This window comes from Frateuria sp. sgz306004 (assembly GCF_057750885.1).
This window is the reverse complement of sequence record NZ_JBYLFE010000004.1, coordinates 1-24,373: the sequence shown is the minus strand read 5'-3', so window position 1 is coordinate 24,373 and position 24,373 is coordinate 1. Positions and strand designations below refer to the sequence as shown.

The following is a 24,373-nucleotide window of genomic DNA, read 5'->3' as shown; positions in this document are numbered from 1 at the left end:
GGACGGTTTTCGCGCCCCGCCCGGGGCGCAATAAAAAGGCCGCGCTGTGCGCGGCCTTTTGTTGTGGCCGGAACTCCGGGGTCAGGTCACCGTCGCCGGCAGGGTTTCGGCGGCCTCGGCGGTCACGACCAATTCGCCGTCGCGTACCGTCAGGTGCACCTTGCCGCCATCGGCCAGCTTGCCGAACAGCAACTCGTCGGCCAGCGGACGCTTCACCTTCTCCTGGATCACGCGAGCCATCGGTCGCGCGCCCATCTGCGGGTCGAAGCCATGCTCGGCGAGCCAGCGACGAGCATCGGCATCCACGTCCAGCGAGACATGCTTCTCGCTGAGCTGCGATTCCAATTCGATGATGAACTTGTCGACCACACGCAGGATGTGGTCAAAGTCCAGCGCATTGAACTGGATGATCGCATCCAGGCGGTTGCGGAACTCCGGCGTGAAGGTACGGCGGATCACTTCCATCGCGTCCATCGAATGGTTCTGCTTGACGAAGCCGATGCCGCGGCGCGACGCCTGCTGCGCGCCCGCATTGGTGGTCATTACCACGATCACGTTCTTGAAGTTGGCCTCGCGACCATTGGTGTCGGTCAGCACGCCGCGATCCATTACCTGCAACAGAATGTTGTAGACATCCGGATGCGCCTTCTCGATTTCGTCCAGCAGCAGCACCGCATGCGGATGCTTGGTCACCGCCTCGGTCAGCAGGCCGCCCTGGTCGAAGCCCACGTAACCCGGAGGGGCACCGACCAGGCGCGACACCGAGTGCGCCTCCATGTACTCGGACATGTCGAAGCGGATCATCTCGATGCCCAGCTGCATGCCAAGCTGGCGAGTCACCTCGGTCTTGCCTACACCCGTTGGGCCAGCCAGCAGGAAGCAGCCGATCGGCTTGGCGGGGTCAGCCAGACCCGAACGAGCCATCTTGATCGAGGCAGCCAAGGCTTCGATGGCCTGATCCTGACCAAACACAACCATTTTCAGGTTGCGCTCGAGGTTCTTGAGCACGTCGCGATCCGACGCCGATACCTGCTTGGCGGGGATGCGCGCCATCTTGGCGACGATGTACTCCACCTCGGGCACGTCCACCTTGCCTGTTCGCTGATCGGCCGGCAGCAGGCGCTGACGGGCGCCAGCCTCGTCGATCACGTCGATGGCCTTGTCAGGCAGCAGGCGGTCGGGAATGTGCTTCACCGATAGGTCCACCGCGGCCTTCAGGGCCTCGTTAGTGTAGGCCACGTTGTGGTGCTCTTCGAAGCGGGAACGCAGGCCCTTGAGGATCTCGAAGCTGTCAGCCACGGTGGGCTCGACCACGTCGATCTTCTGGAAGCGACGAGCCAGAGCGCGATCCTTCTCGAAGATGCCCCGGAACTCCTGGAACGTGGTGGAACCGATGCAACGCAGCTCACCCGAGGCCAGCATGGGCTTGATCAGGTTGCTGGCATCCATCGTGCCGCCCGACGCCGAACCCGCACCGATGATGGTGTGGATCTCGTCGATGAACAGGATCGCGCCAGGCTGCTTCTTGAGCTGCCCGATCACCGCCTTGAGGCGCTTCTCGAAGTCGCCACGGTACTTGGTGCCAGCCACCAGCGCACCCAGATCCAGCGACCAGATGGTGGCGTTTTCCAACACCTCCGGCACGTCGCCGTCCACGATGCGCTTGGCCAGGCCCTCGGCCAGGGCTGTCTTGCCCACGCCGGCCTCGCCCACGTAGAGCGGGTTGTTCTTGCGGCGGCGACAAAGTACCTGGATGGTGCGCTCGATCTCGTCCTGACGGCCGATGAGCGGGTCGATCTTGCCTTCCAGCGCCAGTTCATTGAGGTTGCTGGCGTACTCGCTCAGCGGGTTGCCCTTGGGCTCACCGTCTTCGCTCTCACGCTCGCTGCCGGGCATGCTGGACGAAGGCTCGTCGCCGATCTTGGCGATGCCATGAGAAATGTAGTTGACCACGTCTAGGCGGGTGATTTCCTGCTGGTGCAGGAAATACACCGCATGCGAATCCTTCTCGCCGAAGATCGCCACCAGTACGTTGGCGCCGGTGACCTCCTTACGGCCGGAGGACTGCACGTGGTACACCGCTCGCTGCAGTACGCGCTGGAAGCCCAGCGTGGGCTGGGTATCGCGCTCGTCCCCGTGCGGCAGTACCGGCACGGTTTCGGCGATGATTTTTTCCAGCTCCCGCGAGAGGCGCGGCAGATCGACGCCGCAGGCACGCAACGCGCCTAACGCCGATTGATTTTCGGTGAGCGCGAGCAACAAGTGCTCTACCGTCATGAATTCATGACGCTGCTCACGGGCCTGTTTGTAGCACTGGCCGATGGTGACTTCGAGATCCTTGCTGAACATCCGGACCTACTCCGCTTGAGTGGCAGGCGGCAATGCCGCGATGGCTACAAAATGGGGGCGTTTAGAGCTTTTCCATAGTGCACAACAAAGGGTGTTGATGAGCACGTGAATATTCGTTCACCTGGGTTACCTTTGTTTCGGCAACTTCCCGGGTAAATACACCGCAGACGCCCTTTCCCCGGGTATGGACATGGAGCATGACCTGCACCGCCCTCTCCTGGTCCAGATTGAAGAAGCTGCGTAACACCTCGACCACGAAATCCATCGGGGTGAAATCGTCGTTCAGCAGCACCACCTGGAAGAGCGGTGGTCGAGCCACTTCCGGGCGGGAGGTTTCCAGCGCCAGACCTTGGCCGCTGCCTTGTTCGTGTTCGGGTTCGTGAGCCATGGATTCGACGTGAGATTTCCTGGGAAAAAGTATACCTCCGCAGCCCCCGCCAAGCCGGAGCCAACGGACGCACTAGCGCGAAAAGGCAGCTTGCCTTCAGGTAATGGCACAATGCGCCCTTTTCCAGTGCCATTGACGGCGCCATATACCCCCAAATGGCCGATTTCATTACTACCTCCGTACGTACCGTCTGGTGCCCCCATGTGACCGTGGCGTGCGTGGTCGCCGACGGCGACCGCTTCCTCATGGTCGAAGAGGAGGTAAACGGCCGCCTTGCCTACAACCAACCGGCGGGCCATTTGGATGACAAAGAGAGCCTCGTATCGGCCGCAGCGCGTGAAACCCTTGAGGAAACCGGCTGGACGGTGGAGCCGGAGCACCTCATCGGCGTGCATCAGTGGCAGAGCACGGAGCACGGCGACGGAGTGGTGCGCTTCAGCTTCGCCGCCCGCGCGCTCGGCCACGACCCGCTGCGCCCGCTGGATGCCGGCATCCGCCGCGCTCTGTGGCTGACCCGCGACGAAATCGCGGCGCTCGGGGATCGCCTGCGCAGCCCCCTCGTGCTCATGAGCATCGATGCCTGGCTGGCCGGGCGGCGTTACCCGCTGGACATGCTGGGCAGCCTGCTGGCCGAGGATCGCTACCCGTGAAGGTGATGCTGGGCATTTCGGGCGGGGTCGACTCATCGGTCGCCGCGCTGCTGCTGCAACAGGCTGGCCACGAGGTCGAAGGCCTGTTCATGCAGAACTGGGAGGAGGACGACCGCGACGGCCCCTGCACCACCGATGCCGATCGCAAGGACGCGGTGGCAGTATGCGGCCGCCTGGGCATCCCCTTCCACGCCCGCAATTTCGCCGCTGAATACTGGGATGGGGTGTTCGAGCACTTTCTGGCCGAATACCGCGCCGGGCGTACACCCAACCCCGACGTGCTGTGCAATCGCGAGATCAAGTTCAAGACCTTCCTGGATGAAGCCCGGGCCCTGGGTGCCGACAAGATCGCCACCGGTCACTACGCGCGCGTGGACTTCAAGGACGGCAAGTACCGCCTGCTGCGCGCCGTGGATGCGGCCAAGGACCAGACCTATTTCCTGCATGCGCTTGGCCAGGCCCAGCTGGCTGCCACCCTGTTCCCGGTAGGCGAGATCGAAAAATCGCAGGTGCGCCAGATGGCGCAGGAAGCGGCTCTGCCCACGCATGCCAAGAAGGATTCCACCGGCATCTGCTTTATCGGCGAGCGCGATTTTCGCAGCTTTCTGGCGCAGTACATCCCTGCCCAGCCCGGCCCCATGCGCACGCCAGAAGGCCTGCAGGTGGGCGAACACCAAGGCGTGATGTATCACACACTGGGGCAACGCAACGGCTTGGGTATCGGCGGGCGCCATGGCGCCAGCGGCGAGGCTTGGTACGTGGTGGGCAAAGATGTCCCCCGTAACGTGCTGTATGTGGCCCAGGGCGGCGAGAACCACTGGCTCTACTCGCGCCGCCTGCACACCGAACTGCCCAGCTGGGTGGCTGGCGAAGCACCTGCCGCACGCTTTCGCTGCACCGCCAAGACGCGCTACCGCCAGGCTGACCAAACCTGCGAAGTGATCGTGCGCGACACCGGCCTGGATGTGATCTTCGATGAACCCCAACGCGCCGTGACCCCTGGTCAATCGGTCGTGTTCTATGACGGCGAGGCCTGCCTGGGCGGCGCTGTGATTGAGCGCACCGACGCACCATACGGCGGCTGGAATGATGCCCCTATGCCCGACGAGTCCCTTTCCCGTGCTTGATGCCTTTTCCATGACTGAAGAGCGCGTGCTCGCCCTGGCCGGATTGTTCCAGGCGGCCACGCTTGCCCAGCAACTGGCCAACGATGGCCGCTGCGACGAACTGGCCATGTCCGCCAGCATGGCCAGCGTGTTCCGCATTGACGCGCCCTCAGTGGTTGGCGTGTACGGTGACGTTTCAGCGGTGCGCCTTGGCCTGCGTCAACTCATTGCCTTGCTGGACGAGAGCAATCGCGATGTCGCCGTGACCCGCATGGCGTTCACCGTCATGCGCCTGGAACGCAGCCTGTCTCGCCGCAGCGACCTGCTCGAGCGCCTTCAACAAGGCATTGTCGCCGCGCAACGCCAGGTGGAGCACTTCGGCCCCGATTCCTCGCAAGTGGTGAAGCGTTTGGCCGAGCTGTACGCCAGCACGCTTTCCACCCTCAAGCCCCGCGTCATGGTGACGGGCAACCCGCAGCAGCTACAGCAGCCCGCGGTGGTGGAAAAGGTGCGCACCAGCCTGCTCGCCGCTGTGCGATCGGCCGTACTGTGGCGCCAAATGGGTGGCCGTCAGTGGCAGTTGCTGCTGCATCGCAAGCAATGCAGCATGCTCGCGCGCGGCCTTCTCACCGGCTCCACCCTCAACAACAGCTGATCAGGCGATCTCGCCGTCTTCGGCCATGCGAGCCGGCGGACGTGTCAGGAGCCAGAGGGCAACCAACACGCTGACCACGGCGGTCAACGCCACGTAGTGCGCCGGCGCCATGTGCCCGGCGCGCTCGGCCAGGTAGCCAATCAACGTCGCCGTGCTGGCACCAAAGACCGCGTAGGCCACGTTGTAGGCGAAGGATAGCCCCGAGTAACGGATGGATGCCGGGAACGCCATGACCATCACCGTGGGTATCACACCCACCGTGCCCACCAGAAAGCCCACCAAGGCATACAGCGGCAGGAAGTGGGCGGCACCGGCGGCAAGATCAGCAAACAACGCATAGGTGCCCGCCATTAGCGCCACCGACCCCAGCAACAGGGCACGGGCCGCGCCGATACGGTCGGTGATCCATCCAAAGGCAATGCAACCCAGCCCCAAACAGAAGGCTGCGATGCTGTTACCCGTAAAGGCGACATCCGGCGCGATGCCGAAGGACTTCTGCACCAGGCTGGGCAGCATCAGGATCAGCACCAAAATGGCTGCCGTGAGCATCCATGTCACCGCCATGGACAGCAGCACGCTACCGCCATGGCCTGCCAGCACGGTACGCAGCGGCAACTCGCGACTAAGCTCCTTGCGCTCGCGTAGTTGCGCAAATACGGGGGTCTCGCTGAGCCAACGGCGCAGCCACACCGCAAAGAACCCGAACACGCCGCCGAGCAGGAACGGCAAGCGCCAGCCCCAGCTCAGGAGTTGATCGGGGCTCAGATGATGATTGATCCAGGCAGCCGACAGCGAGCCGATCAAGATGCCGACCGTGAGGCCGGAGGTAAGGCAGGCGCAGGCAAAACCCACCCGGCCAGCCGGTGCATGTTCGGCCACGAACACCCAGGCACCAGGCACTTCACCACCAATAGCCACGCCCTGCACCACACGCATCAATAGCAGCAGCAGCGGCGCCATCACGCCCACCGTGGCGTAGACCGGCAACAGGCCAATCGCCAGCGTGGGCAATGCCATGAGAAATACGCTTAGCGTGAACATGCGTTTTCGACCCTGGCGATCGCCAAAGTGCGCCATCACGATGCCACCCAGCGGACGGGCCAGATAGCCGGCGGCAAAAATGCCGTAGACCTGCAATTGGGCGAGCCACGGCGCCGTGTTCGGCGGAAAGAACAAGTGGCTGAGTGGCAGTGCAAAGAACACGAAGACCACGAAATCGTAGAACTCCAACGCCCCACCCAACGAGGCCAGCAACAGGGTGCGTATGTCCTGGCGGCCCAACGGGACGCTGGCAGCCGAAGACGGCGCGGAGGCAACGACTTGCGTCATGGACTACCCTGCTCACGAAATGAAGACGCGACAGCATACACAAACGTGTCAGGGGCCTAGTCGAATCTCATCCTTTTCTCATGGCGAGTTTTGCTACCCTCTGCCCGTTCGCGGCATGTCCTACTCGTCGCACCGTATCGGGGACGTTGTGAAAGTCAGGCTTGGATGCCTCGTGCTTTTCCCTTCAAACAACAGGCAAGGAGTGTCTCAATGAGTATCGGCAAAAGGTTGGGAGCGGAGTTCTTCGGTACGTTCTGGTTGGTATTTGGCGGCTGCGGCAGCGCCATTTTCGCGGCGGGCTTTCCCGAGCTGGGCATCGGCTTCGCCGGCGTCGCACTGGCTTTCGGCTTGACCGTGGTCACCATGGCCTATGCCGTGGGCCACATTTCGGGCGGTCACTTCAACCCCGCGGTTACCGTTGGCCTGTGTGCCGGCGGGCGTTTTCCTGCCAAAGATGTCGTGCCCTACATCGTCGCGCAGGTGATCGGCGGCCTGGTGGCGGGCGCGGTGCTCTACTGCATCGCCTCCGGCAAGGCGGGCTTCGACGCCAGCGCGGGTTTCGCATCCAATGGTTATGGTGAGCACTCGCCGGGCGGCTATTCGCTCCAGGCCTGCATCATCGCGGAACTGGTGCTTACCGCGTTTTTCCTGATCGTGATCCATGGCGCCACCGACAAGCGCGCGCCGGCCGGCTTTGGCCCGCTGGCCATCGGCCTAACGCTCACCCTCATCCACCTGATCTCCATCCCGATCACCAACACCTCGGTCAATCCGGCACGCAGCACCGGCGTGGCGGTGTTCCAGGGTAGCTGGGCGATTTCCGAACTGTGGATGTTCTGGCTTGTGCCAGTGATCGGCGGCGCCATTGGTGGCCTGATCTATCGCCACCTGCTGGAAGCACGCAACGGATAGAGCCCTAAGTAAGGCCTGATTAAAGGACATTTTGCTCGTCATTCCTGCGAAAGCAGGAATCCAGCGCATTTGCCTTCAAGTGTTTACAGACGCCGGATCCCAGCTCTCGCCCCCTTTTTGGGGTTCGCTGGGATGACGATCAAAATCAGAGCATCCCCAATCGTGTCGGGCCAGTGCGTTCTGCTGAAGCGAACGCACTGGCCCTGTCACTGGATCCATGGTGAGAAAGCACGGATCCCGCGCGTTTCGTGCCTGCAGACCTAGACTTCGTAGAGTTCGATGGGCAGATCGTCTGGATCCGCGAAGAAGGTAAAGCGACGCCCGGTGTACTCGTCCACCCGCACCGGCTCGCAGACCACACCGCGCGCCGTGAGCGTACCCATCACCGCATCGATATCCGGCACGGCGAACGCGAGATGTCGCAAGCCCTGAGCCTCTGGCCGCGACGGCCGCTTGGGCGGCAAGGGAAACGAAAACAGCTCCAGGCTCACGCCAGGCCCTACGGCCAGGTCGAGCTTCCACGAATCGCGCTCGGCGCGATAGACCTCGTGAATGACCCTAAAGCCCAGCACCTCGGTGTAAAACGCCTTGGAACGCGCATAGTCCGAACAAATGAGCGCCACGTGGTGGATGGCTGGCAACAAGGGCTGCGTCATGCGCTCAAGCCTCCGAGAAGGGGAAACTGAGCACGTCGGCGATGGCGTCGGTTCCCACCAGGCACATCAGCAAGCGCTCGATACCCAGCGCTACACCGGCGCAGTCGGGCATGGCGTCCAGCACGGCCAGCAGATGTTCGTCCATCGGCACCTCGCGCTGGCCGCGTCCGCAGCGTACCGCGTTGTCTCGCTCGAAACGCCGACGCTGCTCGGCGGCATCGTTGAGCTCGTGATATCCGTTGGCCAATTCGTAGCGTCCCAGATACAACTCAAAACGCTCGGCCAGCGGCGGATCGCCCGGGCGAACTTTGGCCAGCGCGCACTGCGAGGCCGGATAGTCGTGAATCACGGTAATACGGTTCGCTGGAAAACCGGGCTGCAAGCGATGGGTGATCAGCAGATCCAACCAATCGTCGCGCGTCAGTCCTTCAGGGTCGATGTAATGACCCGTGAGCGCGGCACGCAGTTGTTCGACAGGGGCATGCGCAGGGTCGATACCCAACTCATCGATGAAGAGCTGGCGATAACCCTCCACGCATACTTCGGCCCGTCGTCCGACCGTCGCCAACGCGGCTTCGACCAACGCGATGGTTTCCTCCATCAATTGGTGATGGTCCCAGCCCACCCGATACCACTCCAGCATGGTGAACTCGGGATTGTGGCGGCCACCGGCCTCGCCGTTGCGGAACACCCTGCCAAGCTCATAGCAGTCACCTACGCCGGCGGCGAGCAGGCGCTTGAGCGGGTACTCCGGTGACGTGCGCATCCAGCGTTCGCGGGCTCCGGCGTCCACATGACCATGAAAGCGCGTACTGAAGCTCTCGATGTTGGGCTCGGTATTACCCGCCGCCGAAAGCATCGGGGTTTCCACCTCCAACACGCCGCGCGCGGCAAAGAAATCGCGAATGAGCGCATACAGGCGCGCCCGCAAGTGCAGTCGACCAGCTAGATGCAGGCTCATGCGCCACCTTCGTGCTTGGCGAGCAAGGCGAGCAATTGATCTTCGTCCCACACCGGCACCCCTAGCTCATGCGCCTTGTCGAGCTTGGAGCCAGCCGCATCGCCGGCCACGACCACACTGGTTTTCTTGGAGACGGAGCCAGCGACCTTGGCGCCCAGGGCCTCCAGCCGATCCTTAGCGTCATCGCGATTAAGCGAGGCCAGTGTTCCGGTGAGTACGAACGTTTGCCCATCCAGCGGCGACGACGCGGCAGCCGAACTGGCGGGAATGGTTGCAAGTAGTTCATTCATGGCTGCATCGGCCTCGCGCAGCGGACGAAGATGCCGCTCGTGCGAGAGATACTCCTCCAGGCTACCCGCGGCAGCCGAGGAAACGCCGGCCGTGATCCAATGCGAGGCTCCGGCCGCCAACAGGCGCTCCAGGGTGGGGAAATGCTGGGCGAGCAGTTTGGTGCTCTTGGGCCCCAGCTTGCTCACACCGGTCATATCCAGCAACACCGACAGGTCGAGCAGCTGACGTAGCTTGGGCGAGGGATGCGTTTCGTCACTGAAGGTGATGCCCGACGCCAGCAGTTCATCCACCACCTTCTGGTTGCCCTTCTGCGCAAAAAACCCGGCAATGGACGCAGCCACTTCGTTACCGATATCCGGCAACACACGAAGCACCGGCGCGGGCATGCGACGGATCACTGCCAGGCTGCCCAACCAGCCGGCCAGCGTCTTGGCCGTGCTTTCGCCAATATGCATGATGCCCAGCGCAAACAGGAACCGCGGCAAGGTGGTGCGCTTGCTCGCCTCGATCGCCTCGATCAGGTTCTCCGCCCACTTCGTGGCCACCTTACCCTGCTTGACGGTCTCGGGCGTGGTGCCATCGCGCTCATCCGCGCAGCGCTTCATTTCCAGGAGATCGTCCAGCGTGAGCTTGTAGAGGTCCGCTGGCGTGTGCACGTAGCCAAAGTCCACCAGCGCATCCACGAAACGCTCGCCGATACCCTCGATGTCCATGGCGCGACGCGCCGCGAAATGGATCAACGCCTCCTTACGCTGGGCCGCGCATACCAGGCCGCCGGAGCACCGCCAGGCCGCCTCGCCTTCTTCACGCAGCAGTGCCGAACCGCAGACCGGACAATGCGTCGGCATATGCCAGGCGTGCGTGTGCGCCGGCCGCAGCTCGGGCATTACGCGCACGACCTCTGGGATGACGTCGCCTGCGCGTCGCACGATCACCGTGTCGCCCACACGCACATCCAGCCGCGCCACTTGGTCGGCGTTGTGCAAGGTGGCATTGGTCACTGTCACGCCCGCCACCTGCACGGGCTGTAGCCGCGCCACGGGCGTGGCCGCACCCGTGCGTCCAATCTGAATCTCGATCGCTTCCACGACCGTGGTCTGTTCCTGCGCCGGGAATTTATGCGCAATCGCCCAACGCGGCGCACGGGACACAAAACCCATCAGACGCTGGCCTTCGTAATCGTCCAGCTTGTAGACCACGCCATCGATGTCGTAGGGCAAGGTGTCGCGCTTTTCGGCAATGCGGCGGTAATAAGCGATAAGCCCATCAAGCCCCTTAGCTGTGCCCACTTCGCGTGACACAGGGAAGCCCCAATCACGCAGTTTTGACAGCGTCTGCGAATGCGTGGCGGGCAGTTCCCCCCCCTGCACGTCGCCCACCGCATACGCAAAAAAGCTCAACTTGCGCCTGGCCGTGATGGCGGGGTCAAGCTGGCGCAGCGAACCCGCAGCGCCGTTGCGCGGGTTCGCCAGGGTTTTCTCGCCAGCGGCGCGCGCGCGCGCGTTGAAGGCCTCGAAATCCTTGTGCAGCATGATCACTTCGCCACGCACCTCCAGCACCCGCGGCCAGCCCTGGCCGCGAAGACGAAGCGGAATGGCGCGAACGGTGCGCAAATTGGCCGTGACGTCTTCGCCGGTTTCACCGTCGCCACGCGTGGCGCCCTGCACGAACACACCATCTTCATAGCGCAGGCTGATGGCCAGGCCATCGAGCTTGGGTTCCACGGAGAACACCGGCTGCCGGCGATCCAGCGTCTGCTCGATGCGCCGCTCGAACTCGGCCACTTCACGGAATCGTTCGCGATCACTTTCGCCGTCCTGCTCGAAAGCGTTGTTGAGCGACAGCATGGGAATGACATGGCGCACTTCGGCAAACCCGCCTTGCGCCCGCCCGCCCACGCGGCGCGATGGCGAATCCGGCGTGGCCAGCTCGGGGTGCTGATCCTCCAGCGCCTCCAGCTCCCGCATGGCGCGGTCGTACTCGGCGTCCGTAATTTCCGGGTCATCGAGCACGTGGTAGCGGTAATTGGCGCGCTCGATCTTCTCGCGCAACTCGGCGGCGCGGGCCTGCGCGCCAGAAGGATGGCCTTGGCTCATGCGGGTGTCCTCATGCGCCAAAGTTTAACGTCTATGAGAGGCATTTCGCGCATACGTAAGCCGGAAGAAAGTGGGCCGGCGTAGCGTGCTGTGCGCGAGATTGGCGTCAATTCACCTGGGGAGGTGACCCATGCGCATGCGATCTGTGGCGACACTCGCCTTGCTCCTGGCGGCCAGCCCCGCCTGGGCTGGCGGCGGCATCCTGGGCATGGACCACCCAGTGGCCTACGACAACAGCGGCATCTGGAAGCGCAGCAACCAGCAGGTGCTGCTCTACGGCAGCATCGTGGCAGTGGCCGGCGGCGCTATTTGGCTGGGTGACAATGACCCGCTCGGCGACACGTTCTGGCGCTCGGTGGATTCCATGGCCATCACCGCCGTGGGTACGCAAGCGCTCAAATGGACCTTCCAGCGCGAACGCCCCTCACAGACCAACGACCCCAACAAGTGGTTCCAGGGCTGGCATGCCCAGAGCTTTCCCAGCGGGGAAGTGGCCTCGGTAACGGCGGCGGTAACGCCCTTCATCGTCCGCTACGGCAGTGAGCACCCGGCGGTCTACCTGCTCGCCCTTCTGCCGGCCTACGACGCTGTGGCGCGCGTGAAAACTCACGGCCACTGGCAAAGCGACGTTGTGTTCGGCGCAGCCATCGGCGCCGGCGTCGGCCTATGGGCCGCCCATCGGGACTCGCCCTGGATCGTGTCGATGCTGCCGGGCGGCTTCCAGGTGGGCTTCGTGCATCACTTCAAATGACCGGTGCCGGCCTACCGGCCGGCACCTTGAGGACGGCTCAGCGATGCAGGTCGCCGGCCGACTCCGGTTGATATTCGATCTCCAGCACCCGAAAGTGGCGCTTGCGGCCGTCAGGCGTGGGCCAATCGATGTCCTGCCCCACCCGCAAGCCCAATAGGGCGCTGCCCACCGGGGCGAGGATGGAGACGGCCCCGGGCACCCCTGCGCCGCTGGGATAAACCAGGGTAACGGTCATTTCATCGCCACTGGCCTCGTCCTTGAAGGTCACCACCGAATTCATGGTCACCACGTCGGCGGGCACCTGGCCGGGCTCGACCACCTGCGCGCGATCCAACTCGGCGCGAAGCCCCTCGTACTGGGTCGCCTGAACCGGCGACATGCGCTCCAACAACGCATCGATGCGTTCTACATCGAGACGGGACATGATGATGGAAGACTTGGTGCTCATGATGACTCCTGTCCACTCGACGCGCGGGGCGTCTCTCTATTCTGTACCAACCACAAAAAGACGGCGCGCCGGAACGAAACCATTCCGGCGCGCCTGACTGACAACCTATTCGAACGGATGCGACCCCCGCGTGCACACCGTCAAGCTCATCGCAGCGGTGGTCACCTGACGAGTACGGCACGCTCGGATCGTAAGATTAAACGGCGCTGACTCTGAATGCGATCCCGTCCAAAATCAAGCTGTCATAGCAGGTATCATAGAAGACCATGCCCGATCACCTCGCCGCCCCGGAGGCTCCGCTCACCGTCCCGCCCCCGGGCGAACCGACGGTAGCGCCGCCGCCTGCCTCGCCCAGCTCTCGCGAACGCTTTCGCGGGCTGATCTGGCTGGTTGCCGCGGCCTTCTTCATGCAGGCGCTGGATTCCACCATCGTCAACACCGCCGTGCCGGCGATGGCCGAAGCACTGGGCGTGACCCCGCTGGGCATGCGCACCGCGCTCACCAGCTATGTACTGACCCTGGCGATTTTCATTCCTGCCAGCCCTTGGCTATGCGACCGCTTCGGTACGCGACGCATCTTTGCCGCGGCCATTGCCACCTTCACGCTGGGCTCACTGTTGTGCGGCATAGCGCAGACCCTGCCCCAGTTGGTGGCAGCGCGTGTGCTGCAAGGCCTGGGCGGCGCGGCACTGATGCCCGTGGGCCGCTACGTACTCGTGCGCAGCATCGACAAGCGCGACTTCGTGCGCGCCATGAGCACGGTCGCCACGGTAGGCCTGATGGGTTCGGTGCTCGGCCCCATGTTGGGTGGCGCGCTGGCGCAGTTCACGAGCTGGCGCCTGATCTTTCTGATCAACGTACCGGTTGGTCTGGCGGGCCTTTGGATGAATCGCCGCAACATGCCCGATTACCGCCTCGACAACGTGCACGCCTTCGACTTGCTCGGCTTTCTATTGTTTGCCGCCGCCTCGGCCATGCTGCTCACGGCATCGGAAGTCGCGAGCGGTGGCGGCGGTGAATGGGTGCGCATTGCCGTCTATGGTGTGCTGGCCGTGATGTTTGGCTGCGTCTACGTATGGCACAGCCGGCGCACCGATCATCCAGTCGCCGATCTCAACCTGCTGCGCGTGCGCAGCGTATGGGTGTCGCTGGCGGGCAACCTGTTCACGCGATTGGGCGTGTCAGGCATGTTCCTGCTGCTGGTGCTGTTCCTGCAGGTGGGTTGCGGCTGGTCGCCATTGATGGCTGGCTTGATGATGGTGCCGCAGGCGCTGGGCTCGATCACCGCCAAGTGGCTCATCAACCGACTGCTCAATCGCCTGGGATACCGACGCCTGTTGTTCGGCAATACCTTGATCGTGGCGGTGCTGCTGGCCGCCTTCGCCTTGCTCGGCAAGGGTTCTCCGATGTGGCTGATCGCGGTGATGGTGTATATCTACGGTGGCTTCATGGGCATGCAGTACACCGCCATGAACACGTTGATCTACAACGACCTGGACGTGAAGTACGCCTCGCAGGCATCGTCCATGGCCTCTACCGCACAATACCTGTCCATGAGCTTTGGTATCGCGCTGGCAAGCCTCCTTATGGAGGCGCTGCTGCAGGGTCATGCCGCCGAAGATTACATTCCCGCCTTCCGCTGGACGGTATTGCTGCTGGGTGTGGTCACCGCCACCGCCAGCTGGGTCTTCAGCCGGCTTCAGCCGGACAAACCAGACACCGCCGGCACGACAGGATCGCCTGCAAGCATGTAGCATGCGGGCATTCCCCGCTGACTGTTACTTCGCATGCACCACGCCAGCGATATCCTGCTTACCCTATTCATCGTGTTCGTTGCCGCACAGATCGGCAGCGAAATTGCGCAACGCCTGAAGCTCCCCGGCGTGGTCGGCGAAATTGCCGCTGGCTGCGTGGTGGGCCCGTCTCTGCTGGGCTGGATCACCCCGGAACAAGTGGCCTCCGGCACGCCATTGGATGTGTTGGCCGAGATAGGTGTGGTGCTGCTGCTGTTCTCGGTGGGCCTGGAAACACGCCTGGAAGATCTCAAACGCGTGGGCAAGGTCGCCTTCCTCGTGGGTGTGCTCGGTGTACTGGTGCCCTTCGGCATGGGCGGCGTGTGGGCGCATAGCGAGGGCTTCGACTTGAGTCGCTCGCTGTTCATCGCGGCGGCCTTTGTCGCCACCTCCGCCGGCATTACCGCGCGCGTGCTGCAGGAGTTGGGTGCGCTGCAACGCAAGGAGAGCAAGGTCATCCTGGGTGCGGCGGTGATCGACGACATTCTCGCCATGCTGCTGCTTGGCGTGGTCGTGTCGCTGCAGGGTGGCCAGGGCGTAGACCTGGTTCACCTGGGTGCTGTGCTGCTCAGCGCCATCGGATTCATTGCGATTATCGGCGTGGGCGGCGCACGCGTGATGCGCTGGAACTCCAGCTGGCTTGACCGACCGCAGAACCCGCAGTCGGCGTTGGCGATCGTGCTGGCGCTATGCCTGGGCCTGGCCTATGTCTCCACCCTGTTTGGCTTGGCGGCCATCATCGGCGCCTTCCTCGCCGGCATGATCGCGTCCGAGACACGCCAGCAACACACGTTGGAAAAGCAGACGCAGCCCCTGCTCTCCCTGCTCACGCCCTTCTTCTTCGTCATCACGGGCAGCAAGATCGACCTGCAGCAACTGGCCAACTGGGATGCGGGCCTGATGCTATTGATCGTCACCAGCATCGCCATCGTCTCCAAGCTGATCGGCGGTTTTCTTGGCGCGTTGTCGCTGGGCCGTCGTGGCGCCACCATCGTGGGCTTCGGCATGGTGCCGCGCGGCGAGGTGGGTGTGGTTATCGCCAGCCTGGGGCTTACCGCAGGCGTGTTCACCGACCAGATCTACGCCATCATCGTGGCGATGTCCCTGCTCACGGCCATGGTGACCCCGCCCGTACTGGCGTGGCTGCTGCGTCGCACTGACAACACGCCCCAGGCACCCGACGAGCCAGCTGCGCCCTGAATGTAGCTCTATGCGGCATTACTCTGCGCGCATCGCCTTGTAAGCATCCAGGGCCTGTAGACGCGATTCACCCAGATCGACCATGGGCGCGGGGTAGCCACTGCGCTTGATCAGGCTGGGGTCTTTCCAGGGTTCATGCAGCAAGGGCAGCGATGCGCCGGCCAGCTCCGGCAACCAGCGCCGCAAGTAGTGCCCTTCTGCATCGAACTTCAGCGCTTGCGTTACCGGGTTGAACACACGGAAGTAAGGCGCGGCATCCGCGCCGCTACCCGCCACCCACTGCCATCCCAAGGTGTTGTTGGCGAGGTCGGCATCCACCAGTGTGTCCCAGAACCAGCGCGCGCCGTGATGCCAGTGCAGGCGGAGATTCTTGGTGAGGAAACTCGCCACAATCATGCGCACCCGGTTGTGCATCCACCCGGTGTGCCACAGCTCGCGCATGCCAGCATCCACCAGCGGAATGCCCGTGCGGCCGCGCTGCCAGCGTTCCAGCCAGGCATCCTTCGTCTTGGCCCAAACAAAGCCGTTGAACTGCGGATTGAAGTTATCGATGGGCGTTTCGGGAAAGTGATAAAGCAGATGGTGTGCAAACTCGCGCCAACCCAATTCGCGCAGATACGGCTCGATGTCGGGCCGGCGACGACGATCCACCGCCTCCGCCCGATCGATCAGGTAGCGCTGAACCTGGCGTGGGGAGACCTCGCCAAAATGCAGGTGGGGCGACAAGCGTGACGTGCCATGACGCGATGGAATGTCGCGCGCCTGACCGTAATCAGCCACGGCATCGTCGGCAAAAATCTCCAGTTGCTCCCACGCCCCCGACTCACCCGGTTGCCAGCATTCCGCCATGCCGGTATCCCACCGAATGATGGGCAACAACGCCAGCGCTGACAAAGGCACGCCACCATCGACGGCCATTGCGGCGCGCAGATCCGGCACCGGCAACGGCTGCGGATCACTCAGTTGCGGACGCAGGCAACGCCAGAACGGCGTAAACACACGATATGGCGCCTGCTGCTTTGTCTCCACCTGCCAAGGTTCCCGCCACAGTGCGGCATTGAAGCTGTGCGCCTCAATGCCGTCCTCCCGCAGCGCAGCCTTGATGCCGCTGTCGCGCTCGATGAGGGCAGGCTCGTAAAGCCGATTCCAATACACCGCACTGGCACCCGTGCTGGCGATCACCGCCCGCAGGCTCGTCAAGCTATCGCCCTGTCGAATATGCAGCGGCGCCCCTAGCGCGGAGGCCGTTGTATTCAGTGAGGCCAGCGCGTGATGCAGCCACCAGCGACTGGCCGCGCCAGGCGCCCATTCGCCTTCTTCGTGCGGTGCATGGACATAAACCAGAAGGACGCGTTCGTGCGCGGCACAAGCGGCACTGAGCGCCGCGTTATCGGCAAGGCGAAGGTCGCGGCGAAACCAGACAATGGCAGTGGACATGCGCGCAGCTTATGCCAGCATCGCGCGGCTTGTATGCACCGTCTTTGGGCCATAGCGGCTCAGTGAACGAACCTAGCAGGCCATCTCCGCGAACACGGGGATACATGGATTTCGTTTACCCGCCAGTTCAGTGGCGCTGGATAACGCACCCTTCGGCGGCTGGAAAGCGCCTCCCTCGCCCGCAGAAGTGACGAGCCAGGTGCTACTTGCAGAAGCGAGCCGCAGACGTCATTCGGCCGAATAACGTCTGCGGAAGCGCGATCAGAGTTCGACCACGTCGAAGCGGCGATCGGAGTTCACGTCTTCCTCGTAGTTCACGTCGGCACGGCCAAAGCCGAACAGCTGCAGGAAGTCGTGCTTGTAGCCCGCGTAGTCGGTGAGCTGGTTGAGGGTCTCGGTGGTCACCGTCGGCCACAGTGCCTTGCATTCTGCCTGCACGTCTTCGCGCAGTTCCCAATCATCCAGGCGCAGGCGGCCTTCCGCATCCACCTCGGCCGGCTTACCGTCCTTGCGGTACATGCGATCGCGGAACAAACGGTTGATCTGCTCGATGGTGCCCTCGTGGACGCCCTTCTCCTTCATCACACGGAAGGAAATGGCGATGTACAGCGGCAGCACCGGAATGGCCGCGCTCGCCTGGGTCACCACCGACTTCATCACGCCCACATAAGCGTCGAGATGCTCGGCCTTGTGCTCGGCCACCAGCTGCTTGGCCGTGTTGTCCAGGTGCTGCTTGGCCTGGCCCAGCGTGCCATGCCAGTACATCGGCCAGGTGATTTCGGTGCCGATATAGCTGTAGGCCACCGTCTTGGCATGGTCGGCCAGTACGCCCGCGCGGCTCAGCGCATCGATCCAGAGCTTCCAATCCTCGCCACCCATCACGGTGACGGTGTCCTTGATCTCCTGCTCGGTCGCCGGCTCCACCGACGCCTGCACCACCGTGTCGCGGTTGGTATCGATGGAGTTGGCTGTAAAGGTTTCGCCAATGGTCTTGAGGGAGGAGCGCACCACTTCACCGGTATCCGGCAGCTTGCGCACCGGCGAGGCCAGCGAATAGACCACCAGGTCGATCTTGCCGCCCATCTCGTTCTTGATCATCTCGATTGCGCGCTCGCGCGTCTCGTTGGAGAACGCATCGCCATTGATCGAGCGGCTGTACAGACCGGCATCCTTGGCAAACTTGTCGAAAGCTGCCGAGTTGTACCAGCCTGCCGTGCCGGTCTTAGTCTCGCTGCTGGGCTTTTCGAAGAACACGCCAAGGGTGGCCGCACCGTAACCAAAGGCGGCAGTAATGCGCGAAGCCAGGCCGTAGCCGGTGGAGGCGCCGATCACCAGCACGCGCTTGGGGCCCGGCCCCAGATCGCCCTGGGCCTTGGTGATGTTGATCTGGTCGAGCACGTTGCGCTCGCATCCGACCGGATGGGCCGAAACGCAGATGAAACCACGCACCTTGGGGTTGATGATCACGCGAAGACTCCTGGGGAATGACGCAAACCCGTATGGTAACTCGCGGGCGCAGCCATGCGCTTCCGTAGGGATTCATCGACCTTCGCTACCCTGGGCGTTGAGGCGGCATTGACGCCCAGGCCCGCAAGATGGCCCTACACGCCCGGCCCATGGCCGACGACTGCAACGAATGGAGGCAACCCCATGAAATACCGCCTGCTCTGGCTCCCCTTGGCCCTCGCCGCTTGTTCGCAAAGCCCGCAAGGCAGCGGACCAGCCCCGGCCGCCTCGGCCGGCCCAACGCCTGCCCCCGCTGCCACCGCACCAGCCACCGCTGCAGGCGTGGACGCCAATCAGCTCGGCCAATACCACTGGCAGCTCAGCGACGCCACCGACAGCGCCGGCAAGCGCATCGATGCGCTGTTCGTACGCGCCGACAGGCCCGTGCAGATCGACTTCCGGGCTGGTCGCTTCAGCATCACCAATGCCTGCAACGCCATGGGCGGCAGCTACGCCCTCAAGGGAGACCAGCTACAGGTCAGCCCCATGATGAGCACCATGATGGCCTGCAGCGACCCAGCCCTCGCCGCGCTCGACGGCGCCATCAGCCAGCGCCTCCAGGGAAACCTCAAGCTGAGCCAGAAATCCGATGCGGCCGGCCCGCAACTCCAGTTGGTCACGGCGAGCGGCGACACCCTGCGCTTCACCGGCCAGCCCACGGCGGAAACCCGCTATGGCGGCCCGGGCGAAACCGTGTTCCTGGAAGTTTCCGCGCAAACCGTGCCCTGCAATCACCCGCTCATTCCCAACAAGCAGTGCCTGCAGGTGCGCGAACGCCATTACGACGACCAGGGCATCCAGACCGGCACACCGGGTGACTGGCAGCCGCTCAATCAGGACATTGAGGGCTATACGCACGAAGCCGGCACGCGCAACGTGTTGCGCCTGAAGCGCTACGCCATCAAGAACCCGCCAGCCGACGCGCCCAACACCGCTTACGTGCTCGACATGGTGGTGGAAACGGAGAAAGTGTCGCAGTAACCCCGCCGGGGCGGCCATCCACAACGATGGTCGCCCCGATTCGACACAACGCCTTTCAACCGAAGGAAGGCGCCGCATCCAGGCGCACCGCCGGGTGCGCCAGGGTGACGAATAAGGAATAGGACAGGCGCAAGGAACCTGGCTCGCCCAACGCGGCCACGTCGGCCTCCAGCATGATCGCGTGATCCGCCTGGCGAGCCCGCGTGCGCTCCACCGCCCAACTGGCCGAGGGCCAAGAGCACGACGCGCCGCTACCGCCGATCACCGAGACGCTCCCCGTTTCCGGGGCATTTTCCACGTCGCCGACTACCGTTATGCGGCCCACCGTCGGCACCGTTGGGCCGTGATCGCCATGCGAGCCGTGAAGGTCCGGCAACCAGCGGCCTGGCACATGTAACGAACGCAAGTCGAGCACCGCGTAGAGCAACGGCGCACGACGCCAGCCTCCACGCCCGTCCTGCGCGACATCAAACACCACCACGCCACTTTGCATCACCAGTGTCTGCCCGCGCATACCCAGCCCAGGCAATACCAACGGCGCCTCATGCGCGTGATGGATCACGGTGATTCCCATGGCACGGCTCCCTGAAGGTCACATCGAGGCGACGGACCACCCGAGGCCACCATACGCACGCCGCCAAAACCCGCCAATGCAACATTAAGGCTAGCCAGTCCGCACTAGCCGGAAAGTTCAGCCCTTGCACACTCCCGATGCGGCGCCGACTCGCAACACCCTCCTGACACACGCTGTCAGCAGCGCCACGCCCTGCGCACACAGGGCGGGCCATTGCGGGCATCATGCCTTCTCCACTGCCTTGTCCCTCTCACCTATGTCTCCACGCGTGTCGACCGCTCCAGTGATGTTTGCGCTGGGAGCCCTGCTTATCGCCATGGCCTCGTACCAATGTGGTGCCGCCACCGCCAAGCAACTGTTCCCCTTGGTGGGCGCTCAGGGCGCGACCGCATTTCGCTTGGGGCTGGGCGCCCTGATCATGCTCGCGGTGCGCCGCCCATGGCGCTCGGTGCGCAAGCAAAGCGATTGGCGCGTGCTATGGGGCTATGGCCTGTCGCTGGGCCTGATGAACCTTGTGTTCTACATGGCCTTGCGCACCATTCCCCTAGGAATCGCAGTAGCGCTGGAATTCACCGGCCCTCTCGCCATCGCCATTTTTCATTCTCGCCGCGCCATCGATTTTCTATGGATCGCCCTGGCCGTGATCGGCCTACTGCTGTTGCTGCCGCTACGTGGACAAACCAACGGCCTGGACCCTGTGGGGGTTGGCTACGCACTCGCCGCAGGCGCAGGTTGGGCCGCGTATATCCTAATCGGCCAAAAGGCCGGTGCCGTCTACGGCGGCGACGCAGTGACGCTCGGCATCCTCATCGGCGCACTCGTCGCCGTACCGGCCGGCATTGCTCACGCCGGCACCGCCCTCTTCTCCCCATCGCTGCTTCCACTCGGCCTGGGCGTCGCCATCCTCAGCTCCGCGCTACCGTACTCGTTGGAAATGATTGCACTCACCCGCCTACCAGCCCGCATCTTCAGCGTGCTACTGAGCCTAGAGCCTGCCGTTGCCGCGTTGATGGGTGCATTTTTTCTGGGCGAGCGGCTGGATGGCATCCAGTGGTTGGCGGTTGCCGCCATCATCGCCGCATCCGGCGGCGTCGCCATGGGCGCGAGGCGATCGAATCAAACGGCCAACCAGCCTCCGATGCCGTAGCACCCTCTTTGACGATCGCCTAGGCCAGCGCAGACTGGAAGTGTCCTCGAACTTTGCAGTCTTCAAGAACTAAAAGCAGCTCAGGTTGACATGGCATAGCCAAGCGGCAACGAACCATCGATAGAGCGGCCCCGCCGATCATGTTTGTGACAGCGCTGTCAGTTCTCGCTCACGCGCTGGACGTCGGCAAGCATGGTAGCAGCGTAGCGACTCCAATTCCGTCAGGCACCAATCGACGCGGACGCTCCATGAGCACTCCGCTGAAAAGGCGAGGAACATCGCAGACTCGTCTTTCCGCCTTCTCGGCTGAAGGAACTGGAAGCGGAGAATGCACGTCTGCGCAAGATGTACGTCGAGGAAAAGATCAAGGCGGAGATCGTCACGGAGGCACTGGCAAAAGAAAGACTGAGGCCATCTTCTCGCCGCGAGATGGCCAGGGGCGCAGTGGCACGCCGAGGGGTTTCGATCCGTCTTGCATGCAAGGCATTTGGCGTGAGCCGGACGTGCTACCGCTATGAGCGACAGCGCAACGCAGAGAACGATCAGATCGCTGACTGGTTGTTGCGGCTGACCGACAACCATCGCAACTGGGGATTTGGGCTTTGCTTTCTGTACCTTCGCAACGCCAAGGGTTTTGGGTGGAACCATAAGCGCGTTTATCGGATCTACCGCGAGCTCGAATTGAACCTGCGCATCAAGCCGCGTAAGCGCCTTGTCCGTCAGGCACCGCAACCATTGATCGTGCCCGTGTCGGTGAATGCAGTGTGGTCGATGGATTTTATGCACGACCAGTTGAAGGATGGCCGCAGCATCCGGCTGTTTAACGTGATCGACGATTTCAACCGAGAAGCCCTGGGCATCGAGATCGACTTCTCGCTGCCCTCGACGCGAGTCGTACGCGCTCTGGAACAGATCATCGACTGTCGGGGAAAGCCGGCGGCGATACGTTGTGATAACGGCCCGGAATACCTGAGTGACGCGATCACCCAATGGGCGAGGACACAAGGCATCGCATTGAACTACATCCAGCCTGGCAAGCCGCAGCAGAACGCCTACGTGGAGCGCTTCAATCGGACAGTGCGCTACGAGTGGCTATCGCAGTACTACTGGGATGACCTGGCGCATGTGCAGCACTTCGCGACGAAATGGATGTGGCAATACAATCACGAGCGCCCAAACATGGGTCTTGGCGGCATAACACCGAAACAGCGGCTGCTGGCCGCAGCATAGTCTCTACTTCCGCCTCTCGTTAAAAGCGGGGGGGATTACCTGATCACCAAGGCGTAACCGCAGGCCTCCATGACACGATGGGCGTTATCGGGCGTGATGTTCTTCTTACCCGCTTCACACTCGAAGAATACGGGGCACGAGTACGAACGCGACGAACCAAGTTCGCCTGGATCAGTTGGGCCGCCGTTAGTCCTGTCGGCATGAGCATGCTATTCGCCTCGCTTTTCCAGGTATTCGGACATTTTCGATAGATAGATGCGGAGTGCCACCTCGTCCTCATGATGGTCCGCGATTGACACCACCGCTCCCTTTTTACTGACCACAATGGCGGTATCTGACCACGCTGCACACGTCTCATCTTTGAATTTCAAGCCATGCGTCTTCAGGAATAGCCAACAGTTCTTATCTTCCATCTTGAATCGCCCCGGGTTTTGAGGAGGCTCCAACTCTTGAGAAGATGGAGCCATGAACAAGTCGAACAAGTTCTCACCTGAGGTCCGCGAGCGCGCCGTACGCATGGTGCAGGAACACCGCGGGGACTACCCGTCGCTGTGGGCAGCGGTCGAATCAAGTGCCCCGAAGATCGGCTGCGTGCCGCAGACGCTGCTGGAATGGGTCAAGCGCGAAGAGATTGATGGCGGCACGCGACCGGGTGTGACCAGCGCCGAAGCCCAGCGCATCAAGGATCTTGAGCGTGAGAACAAGGAACTGCGCCGAGCCAATGAAATCTTGAAGTTAGCCAGCGCGTTTTTCGCCCAGGCGGAGCTCGACCGCCGACTCAAATCCTGAGGGATTTCGTCGACCAGCATCGAGCCGCCTTCGGGATCGAGCCGATCTGCAAGGTTCTGCAGATCGCCCCGTCGGCGTATTGGCGGTACGCGGCACTTCGACGCGAACCGCAACGCCGGTGCGCCAGGGCTCAACGCGATGATGTGCTGATGCCGCAGATCGAACGCGTCTGGCGAGCCAATTTGCAGGTCTACGGTGCGGACAAGGTTTGGCGGCAGTTGGGGCGCGAAGGCACGACGGCGGCGCGCTGCACGGTCGAGCGGCTGATGCGCCGGCTTGGCTTGCGAGGCGTGATGCGCGGCAAGGTCATACGTACGACGATCAGCGACAGCAAGGCACCGTGTCCGCTGGATAAGGTCAATCGGCAATTCCGGGCCGAGCGCCCGAACCAGCTCTGGGTCTCGGATTTCACCTATGTATCGACCTGGCAGGGCTGGCTTTATGTGGCCTTCGTCATCGATGTGTTCGCCCGCCGGATCGTAGGCTGGCGGGTCAGCACGTCGATGCGAACTGACTTCGTGCTGGATGCTCTGGAACAGGCGCTCTACGCGCGTCAGCCCGAGCGCGACAGCAGACTGATCCATCATTCGGACAGGGGCTCGCAATACGTCAGTATTCGATACAGCGAACGCCTGGCCGAGGCTGGCATCGAGCCATCCGTGGGCAGCAAGGGCGACAGCTATGACAATGCCCCGCTGGCCGTGAGATAGGACGCCCTCGCATCCTGATTCGCCACCACCCACGCACTGGTCGCCTTATTCGCCGCATACGCCTCATACGCCAACGGCGATAACTGCGTGGCGCCATAGACTAGTTCCGCGTTGTTTGGCGACAACCCTAGGTACTGGAACGCCTGTCCGCCCCAGGTGGGCGTGTACTGACCGTTGCTCATGGCGTACGCGCCTGCGTAGGCGTTGTCCCAGCCACTGGCCCACAAATAGCCTGCGGCTCCGCAGCCAACGCCCGTCGCACAAAGTGCCGGCGCGGCAACCACGGCGCCCATCGCCTGCAAACCACTGTAATGACCCAGCAGTTCCTGCGCAGGTCAGGCCGCTAAAGCATAAGCCTCAGCGGGTGTCTTCATCCCCAGCGCTTGGTGCGGACGCCGGTGGTTGTAGAACGCG

Annotated in this window: 19 protein-coding genes, 2 pseudogenes and 1 other annotated feature; of the genes and pseudogenes, 11 read left to right on the top strand and 10 right to left on the bottom strand. The window is 63.0% G+C overall.

Features of this window, described 5'->3' with window-relative positions; translation table 11 throughout:
• Positions 1–81: 81 nt before the first annotated feature.
• Positions 82–2,349: an ATP-dependent Clp protease ATP-binding subunit ClpA gene (gene clpA, locus AC3G2C_RS09040; protein ID WP_488384307.1), complete on the bottom strand. Its 2,268-nt coding sequence runs from the start codon at positions 2,347–2,349 to the stop codon at positions 82–84.
• Between the two features lie 61 nt (positions 2,350–2,410).
• On the bottom strand, positions 2,411–2,737 hold the full coding sequence (gene clpS, locus AC3G2C_RS09035) for an ATP-dependent Clp protease adapter ClpS (RefSeq protein WP_488384306.1): 327 nt from the start codon (positions 2,735–2,737) through the stop codon (positions 2,411–2,413).
• A 155-nt stretch (positions 2,738–2,892) separates the two neighbouring features.
• Between clpS and AC3G2C_RS09030 the strand changes: the two genes are divergently transcribed.
• From AC3G2C_RS09030 to hflD, 3 genes are read left to right on the top strand one after another with little or no spacing between them, the layout of a single operon-like run.
• Entirely contained in the window at positions 2,893–3,387 is a 495-nt protein-coding gene (locus tag AC3G2C_RS09030) for an NUDIX hydrolase (protein ID WP_488384305.1), read from the top strand.
• Positions 3,384–4,514: a tRNA 2-thiouridine(34) synthase MnmA gene (mnmA, locus tag AC3G2C_RS09025; protein WP_488384304.1), complete on the top strand. Its 1,131-nt coding sequence runs from the start codon at positions 3,384–3,386 to the stop codon at positions 4,512–4,514. Before AC3G2C_RS09030 ends, mnmA begins: the two co-directional genes overlap by 4 nt.
• A gap of 10 nt (positions 4,515–4,524) precedes the next feature.
• Complete coding sequence (gene hflD / locus AC3G2C_RS09020; protein WP_488384303.1) at positions 4,525–5,148, top strand: high frequency lysogenization protein HflD; 624 nt, start codon at positions 4,525–4,527, stop codon at positions 5,146–5,148.
• Here hflD and AC3G2C_RS09015 read toward each other — a convergent pair whose 3' ends face one another.
• Complete coding sequence (locus AC3G2C_RS09015; RefSeq protein WP_488384302.1) at positions 5,149–6,477, bottom strand: MFS transporter; 1,329 nt, start codon at positions 6,475–6,477, stop codon at positions 5,149–5,151.
• A gap of 210 nt (positions 6,478–6,687) precedes the next feature.
• Here AC3G2C_RS09015 and aqpZ point away from each other — a divergent pair, with 210 nt between their 5' ends.
• Positions 6,688–7,389, top strand: a complete 702-nt coding sequence (aqpZ, locus tag AC3G2C_RS09010) for an aquaporin Z (RefSeq protein ID WP_488384301.1) — start codon at positions 6,688–6,690, stop codon at positions 7,387–7,389.
• 260 nt (positions 7,390–7,649) lie between these two features.
• On the opposite strand, the gene gloA2 is transcribed toward aqpZ, so the two are convergent.
• From gloA2 to ligA, 3 genes are read right to left on the bottom strand one after another with little or no spacing between them, the layout of a single operon-like run.
• The gene (gene gloA2 / locus AC3G2C_RS09005) at positions 7,650–8,045 is read right to left on the bottom strand and encodes an SMU1112c/YaeR family gloxylase I-like metalloprotein (protein ID WP_488384300.1); all 396 of its coding nucleotides are present in this window, start codon (positions 8,043–8,045) and stop codon (positions 7,650–7,652) included.
• A 4-nt stretch (positions 8,046–8,049) separates the two neighbouring features.
• Positions 8,050–9,006, bottom strand: coding sequence for an EF-P lysine aminoacylase EpmA (epmA, locus tag AC3G2C_RS09000; protein ID WP_488384299.1), 957 nt, complete (start codon positions 9,004–9,006; stop codon positions 8,050–8,052).
• Entirely contained in the window at positions 9,003–11,393 is a 2,391-nt protein-coding gene (gene ligA / locus AC3G2C_RS08995; RefSeq protein ID WP_488384298.1) for an NAD-dependent DNA ligase LigA, read from the bottom strand. The genes epmA and ligA overlap by 4 nt, the downstream gene beginning before the upstream one ends.
• 130 nt (positions 11,394–11,523) lie before the next feature.
• Between ligA and AC3G2C_RS08990 the strand changes: the two genes are divergently transcribed.
• Positions 11,524–12,144, top strand: coding sequence for a phosphatase PAP2 family protein (locus AC3G2C_RS08990; protein WP_488384297.1), 621 nt, complete (start codon positions 11,524–11,526; stop codon positions 12,142–12,144).
• A gap of 37 nt (positions 12,145–12,181) precedes the next feature.
• Here AC3G2C_RS08990 and rnk read toward each other — a convergent pair whose 3' ends face one another.
• Positions 12,182–12,592, bottom strand: a complete 411-nt coding sequence (gene rnk / locus AC3G2C_RS08985) for a nucleoside diphosphate kinase regulator (protein ID WP_488384296.1) — start codon at positions 12,590–12,592, stop codon at positions 12,182–12,184.
• A 266-nt stretch (positions 12,593–12,858) separates the two neighbouring features.
• On the opposite strand from rnk, the gene AC3G2C_RS08980 reads away from it, so the two are divergent.
• Positions 12,859–14,346, top strand: coding sequence for an MFS transporter (locus tag AC3G2C_RS08980; RefSeq protein WP_488384295.1), 1,488 nt, complete (start codon positions 12,859–12,861; stop codon positions 14,344–14,346).
• A 33-nt stretch (positions 14,347–14,379) separates the two neighbouring features.
• Positions 14,380–15,585 carry a cation:proton antiporter gene (locus tag AC3G2C_RS08975; RefSeq protein WP_488384294.1) on the top strand — a complete coding sequence of 402 codons (1,206 nt, stop codon included), beginning with the start codon at positions 14,380–14,382 and terminating at the stop codon, positions 15,583–15,585.
• A gap of 18 nt (positions 15,586–15,603) precedes the next feature.
• On the opposite strand, the gene AC3G2C_RS08970 is transcribed toward AC3G2C_RS08975, so the two are convergent.
• The gene (locus AC3G2C_RS08970) at positions 15,604–17,022 is read right to left on the bottom strand and encodes a cryptochrome/photolyase family protein (protein WP_488384293.1); all 1,419 of its coding nucleotides are present in this window, start codon (positions 17,020–17,022) and stop codon (positions 15,604–15,606) included.
• 261 nt (positions 17,023–17,283) lie between these two features.
• Positions 17,284–18,489 carry an enoyl-ACP reductase FabV gene (fabV, locus tag AC3G2C_RS08965; RefSeq protein WP_488384292.1) on the bottom strand — a complete coding sequence of 402 codons (1,206 nt, stop codon included), beginning with the start codon at positions 18,487–18,489 and terminating at the stop codon, positions 17,284–17,286.
• 183 nt (positions 18,490–18,672) lie between these two features.
• Here fabV and AC3G2C_RS08960 point away from each other — a divergent pair, with 183 nt between their 5' ends.
• On the top strand, positions 18,673–19,509 hold the full coding sequence (locus AC3G2C_RS08960; protein ID WP_488384291.1) for a DUF4377 domain-containing protein: 837 nt from the start codon (positions 18,673–18,675) through the stop codon (positions 19,507–19,509).
• A gap of 55 nt (positions 19,510–19,564) precedes the next feature.
• Here AC3G2C_RS08960 and AC3G2C_RS08955 read toward each other — a convergent pair whose 3' ends face one another.
• Entirely contained in the window at positions 19,565–20,083 is a 519-nt protein-coding gene (locus AC3G2C_RS08955) for a hypothetical protein (RefSeq protein ID WP_488384290.1), read from the bottom strand.
• Positions 20,084–20,339: 256 nt separating this feature from the next.
• On the opposite strand from AC3G2C_RS08955, the gene rhtA reads away from it, so the two are divergent.
• The 3 genes and pseudogenes from rhtA to AC3G2C_RS08940 all read left to right on the top strand — a co-directional run.
• On the top strand, positions 20,340–21,230 hold the full coding sequence (rhtA, locus tag AC3G2C_RS08950; protein ID WP_488384289.1) for a threonine/homoserine exporter RhtA: 891 nt from the start codon (positions 20,340–20,342) through the stop codon (positions 21,228–21,230).
• Positions 21,231–21,530: 300 nt separating this feature from the next.
• A pseudogene (locus tag AC3G2C_RS08945) lies at positions 21,531–22,460 on the top strand (IS3 family transposase); the annotation flags it as partial.
• A gap of 465 nt (positions 22,461–22,925) precedes the next feature.
• Positions 22,926–23,941: pseudogene (locus AC3G2C_RS08940) on the top strand (IS3 family transposase); the annotation flags it as partial.
• Positions 23,204–23,320 (top strand) — a sequence feature (AL1L pseudoknot). (Overlaps the previous pseudogene by 117 nt.)
• Positions 23,942–24,373: the final 432 nt, after the last annotated feature.

Coding starts and splice junctions, on each gene's coding strand:
- clpA (WP_488384307.1), bottom strand. CDS start 2,349: ATGTTCAGCAAGGATCTCGAAGTCACCATCGGCCAGTGCTACAAACAG.
- ligA (WP_488384298.1), bottom strand. CDS start 11,393: ATGAGCCAAGGCCATCCTTCTGGCGCGCAGGCCCGCGCCGCCGAGTTG.
- AC3G2C_RS08955 (WP_488384290.1), bottom strand. CDS start 20,083: ATGGGAATCACCGTGATCCATCACGCGCATGAGGCGCCGTTGGTATTG.
- AC3G2C_RS09015 (WP_488384302.1), bottom strand. CDS start 6,477: ATGACGCAAGTCGTTGCCTCCGCGCCGTCTTCGGCTGCCAGCGTCCCG.
- aqpZ (WP_488384301.1), top strand. CDS start 6,688: ATGAGTATCGGCAAAAGGTTGGGAGCGGAGTTCTTCGGTACGTTCTGG.
- AC3G2C_RS08980 (WP_488384295.1), top strand. CDS start 12,859: ATGCCCGATCACCTCGCCGCCCCGGAGGCTCCGCTCACCGTCCCGCCC.
- AC3G2C_RS08960 (WP_488384291.1), top strand. CDS start 18,673: ATGAAATACCGCCTGCTCTGGCTCCCCTTGGCCCTCGCCGCTTGTTCG.
- AC3G2C_RS08990 (WP_488384297.1), top strand. CDS start 11,524: ATGCGCATGCGATCTGTGGCGACACTCGCCTTGCTCCTGGCGGCCAGC.
- epmA (WP_488384299.1), bottom strand. CDS start 9,006: ATGAGCCTGCATCTAGCTGGTCGACTGCACTTGCGGGCGCGCCTGTAT.
- rnk (WP_488384296.1), bottom strand. CDS start 12,592: ATGAGCACCAAGTCTTCCATCATCATGTCCCGTCTCGATGTAGAACGC.
- rhtA (WP_488384289.1), top strand. CDS start 20,340: ATGTCTCCACGCGTGTCGACCGCTCCAGTGATGTTTGCGCTGGGAGCC.
- AC3G2C_RS08975 (WP_488384294.1), top strand. CDS start 14,380: ATGCACCACGCCAGCGATATCCTGCTTACCCTATTCATCGTGTTCGTT.
- AC3G2C_RS08970 (WP_488384293.1), bottom strand. CDS start 17,022: ATGTCCACTGCCATTGTCTGGTTTCGCCGCGACCTTCGCCTTGCCGAT.
- AC3G2C_RS09030 (WP_488384305.1), top strand. CDS start 2,893: ATGGCCGATTTCATTACTACCTCCGTACGTACCGTCTGGTGCCCCCAT.
- hflD (WP_488384303.1), top strand. CDS start 4,525: ATGACTGAAGAGCGCGTGCTCGCCCTGGCCGGATTGTTCCAGGCGGCC.
- clpS (WP_488384306.1), bottom strand. CDS start 2,737: ATGGCTCACGAACCCGAACACGAACAAGGCAGCGGCCAAGGTCTGGCG.
- gloA2 (WP_488384300.1), bottom strand. CDS start 8,045: ATGACGCAGCCCTTGTTGCCAGCCATCCACCACGTGGCGCTCATTTGT.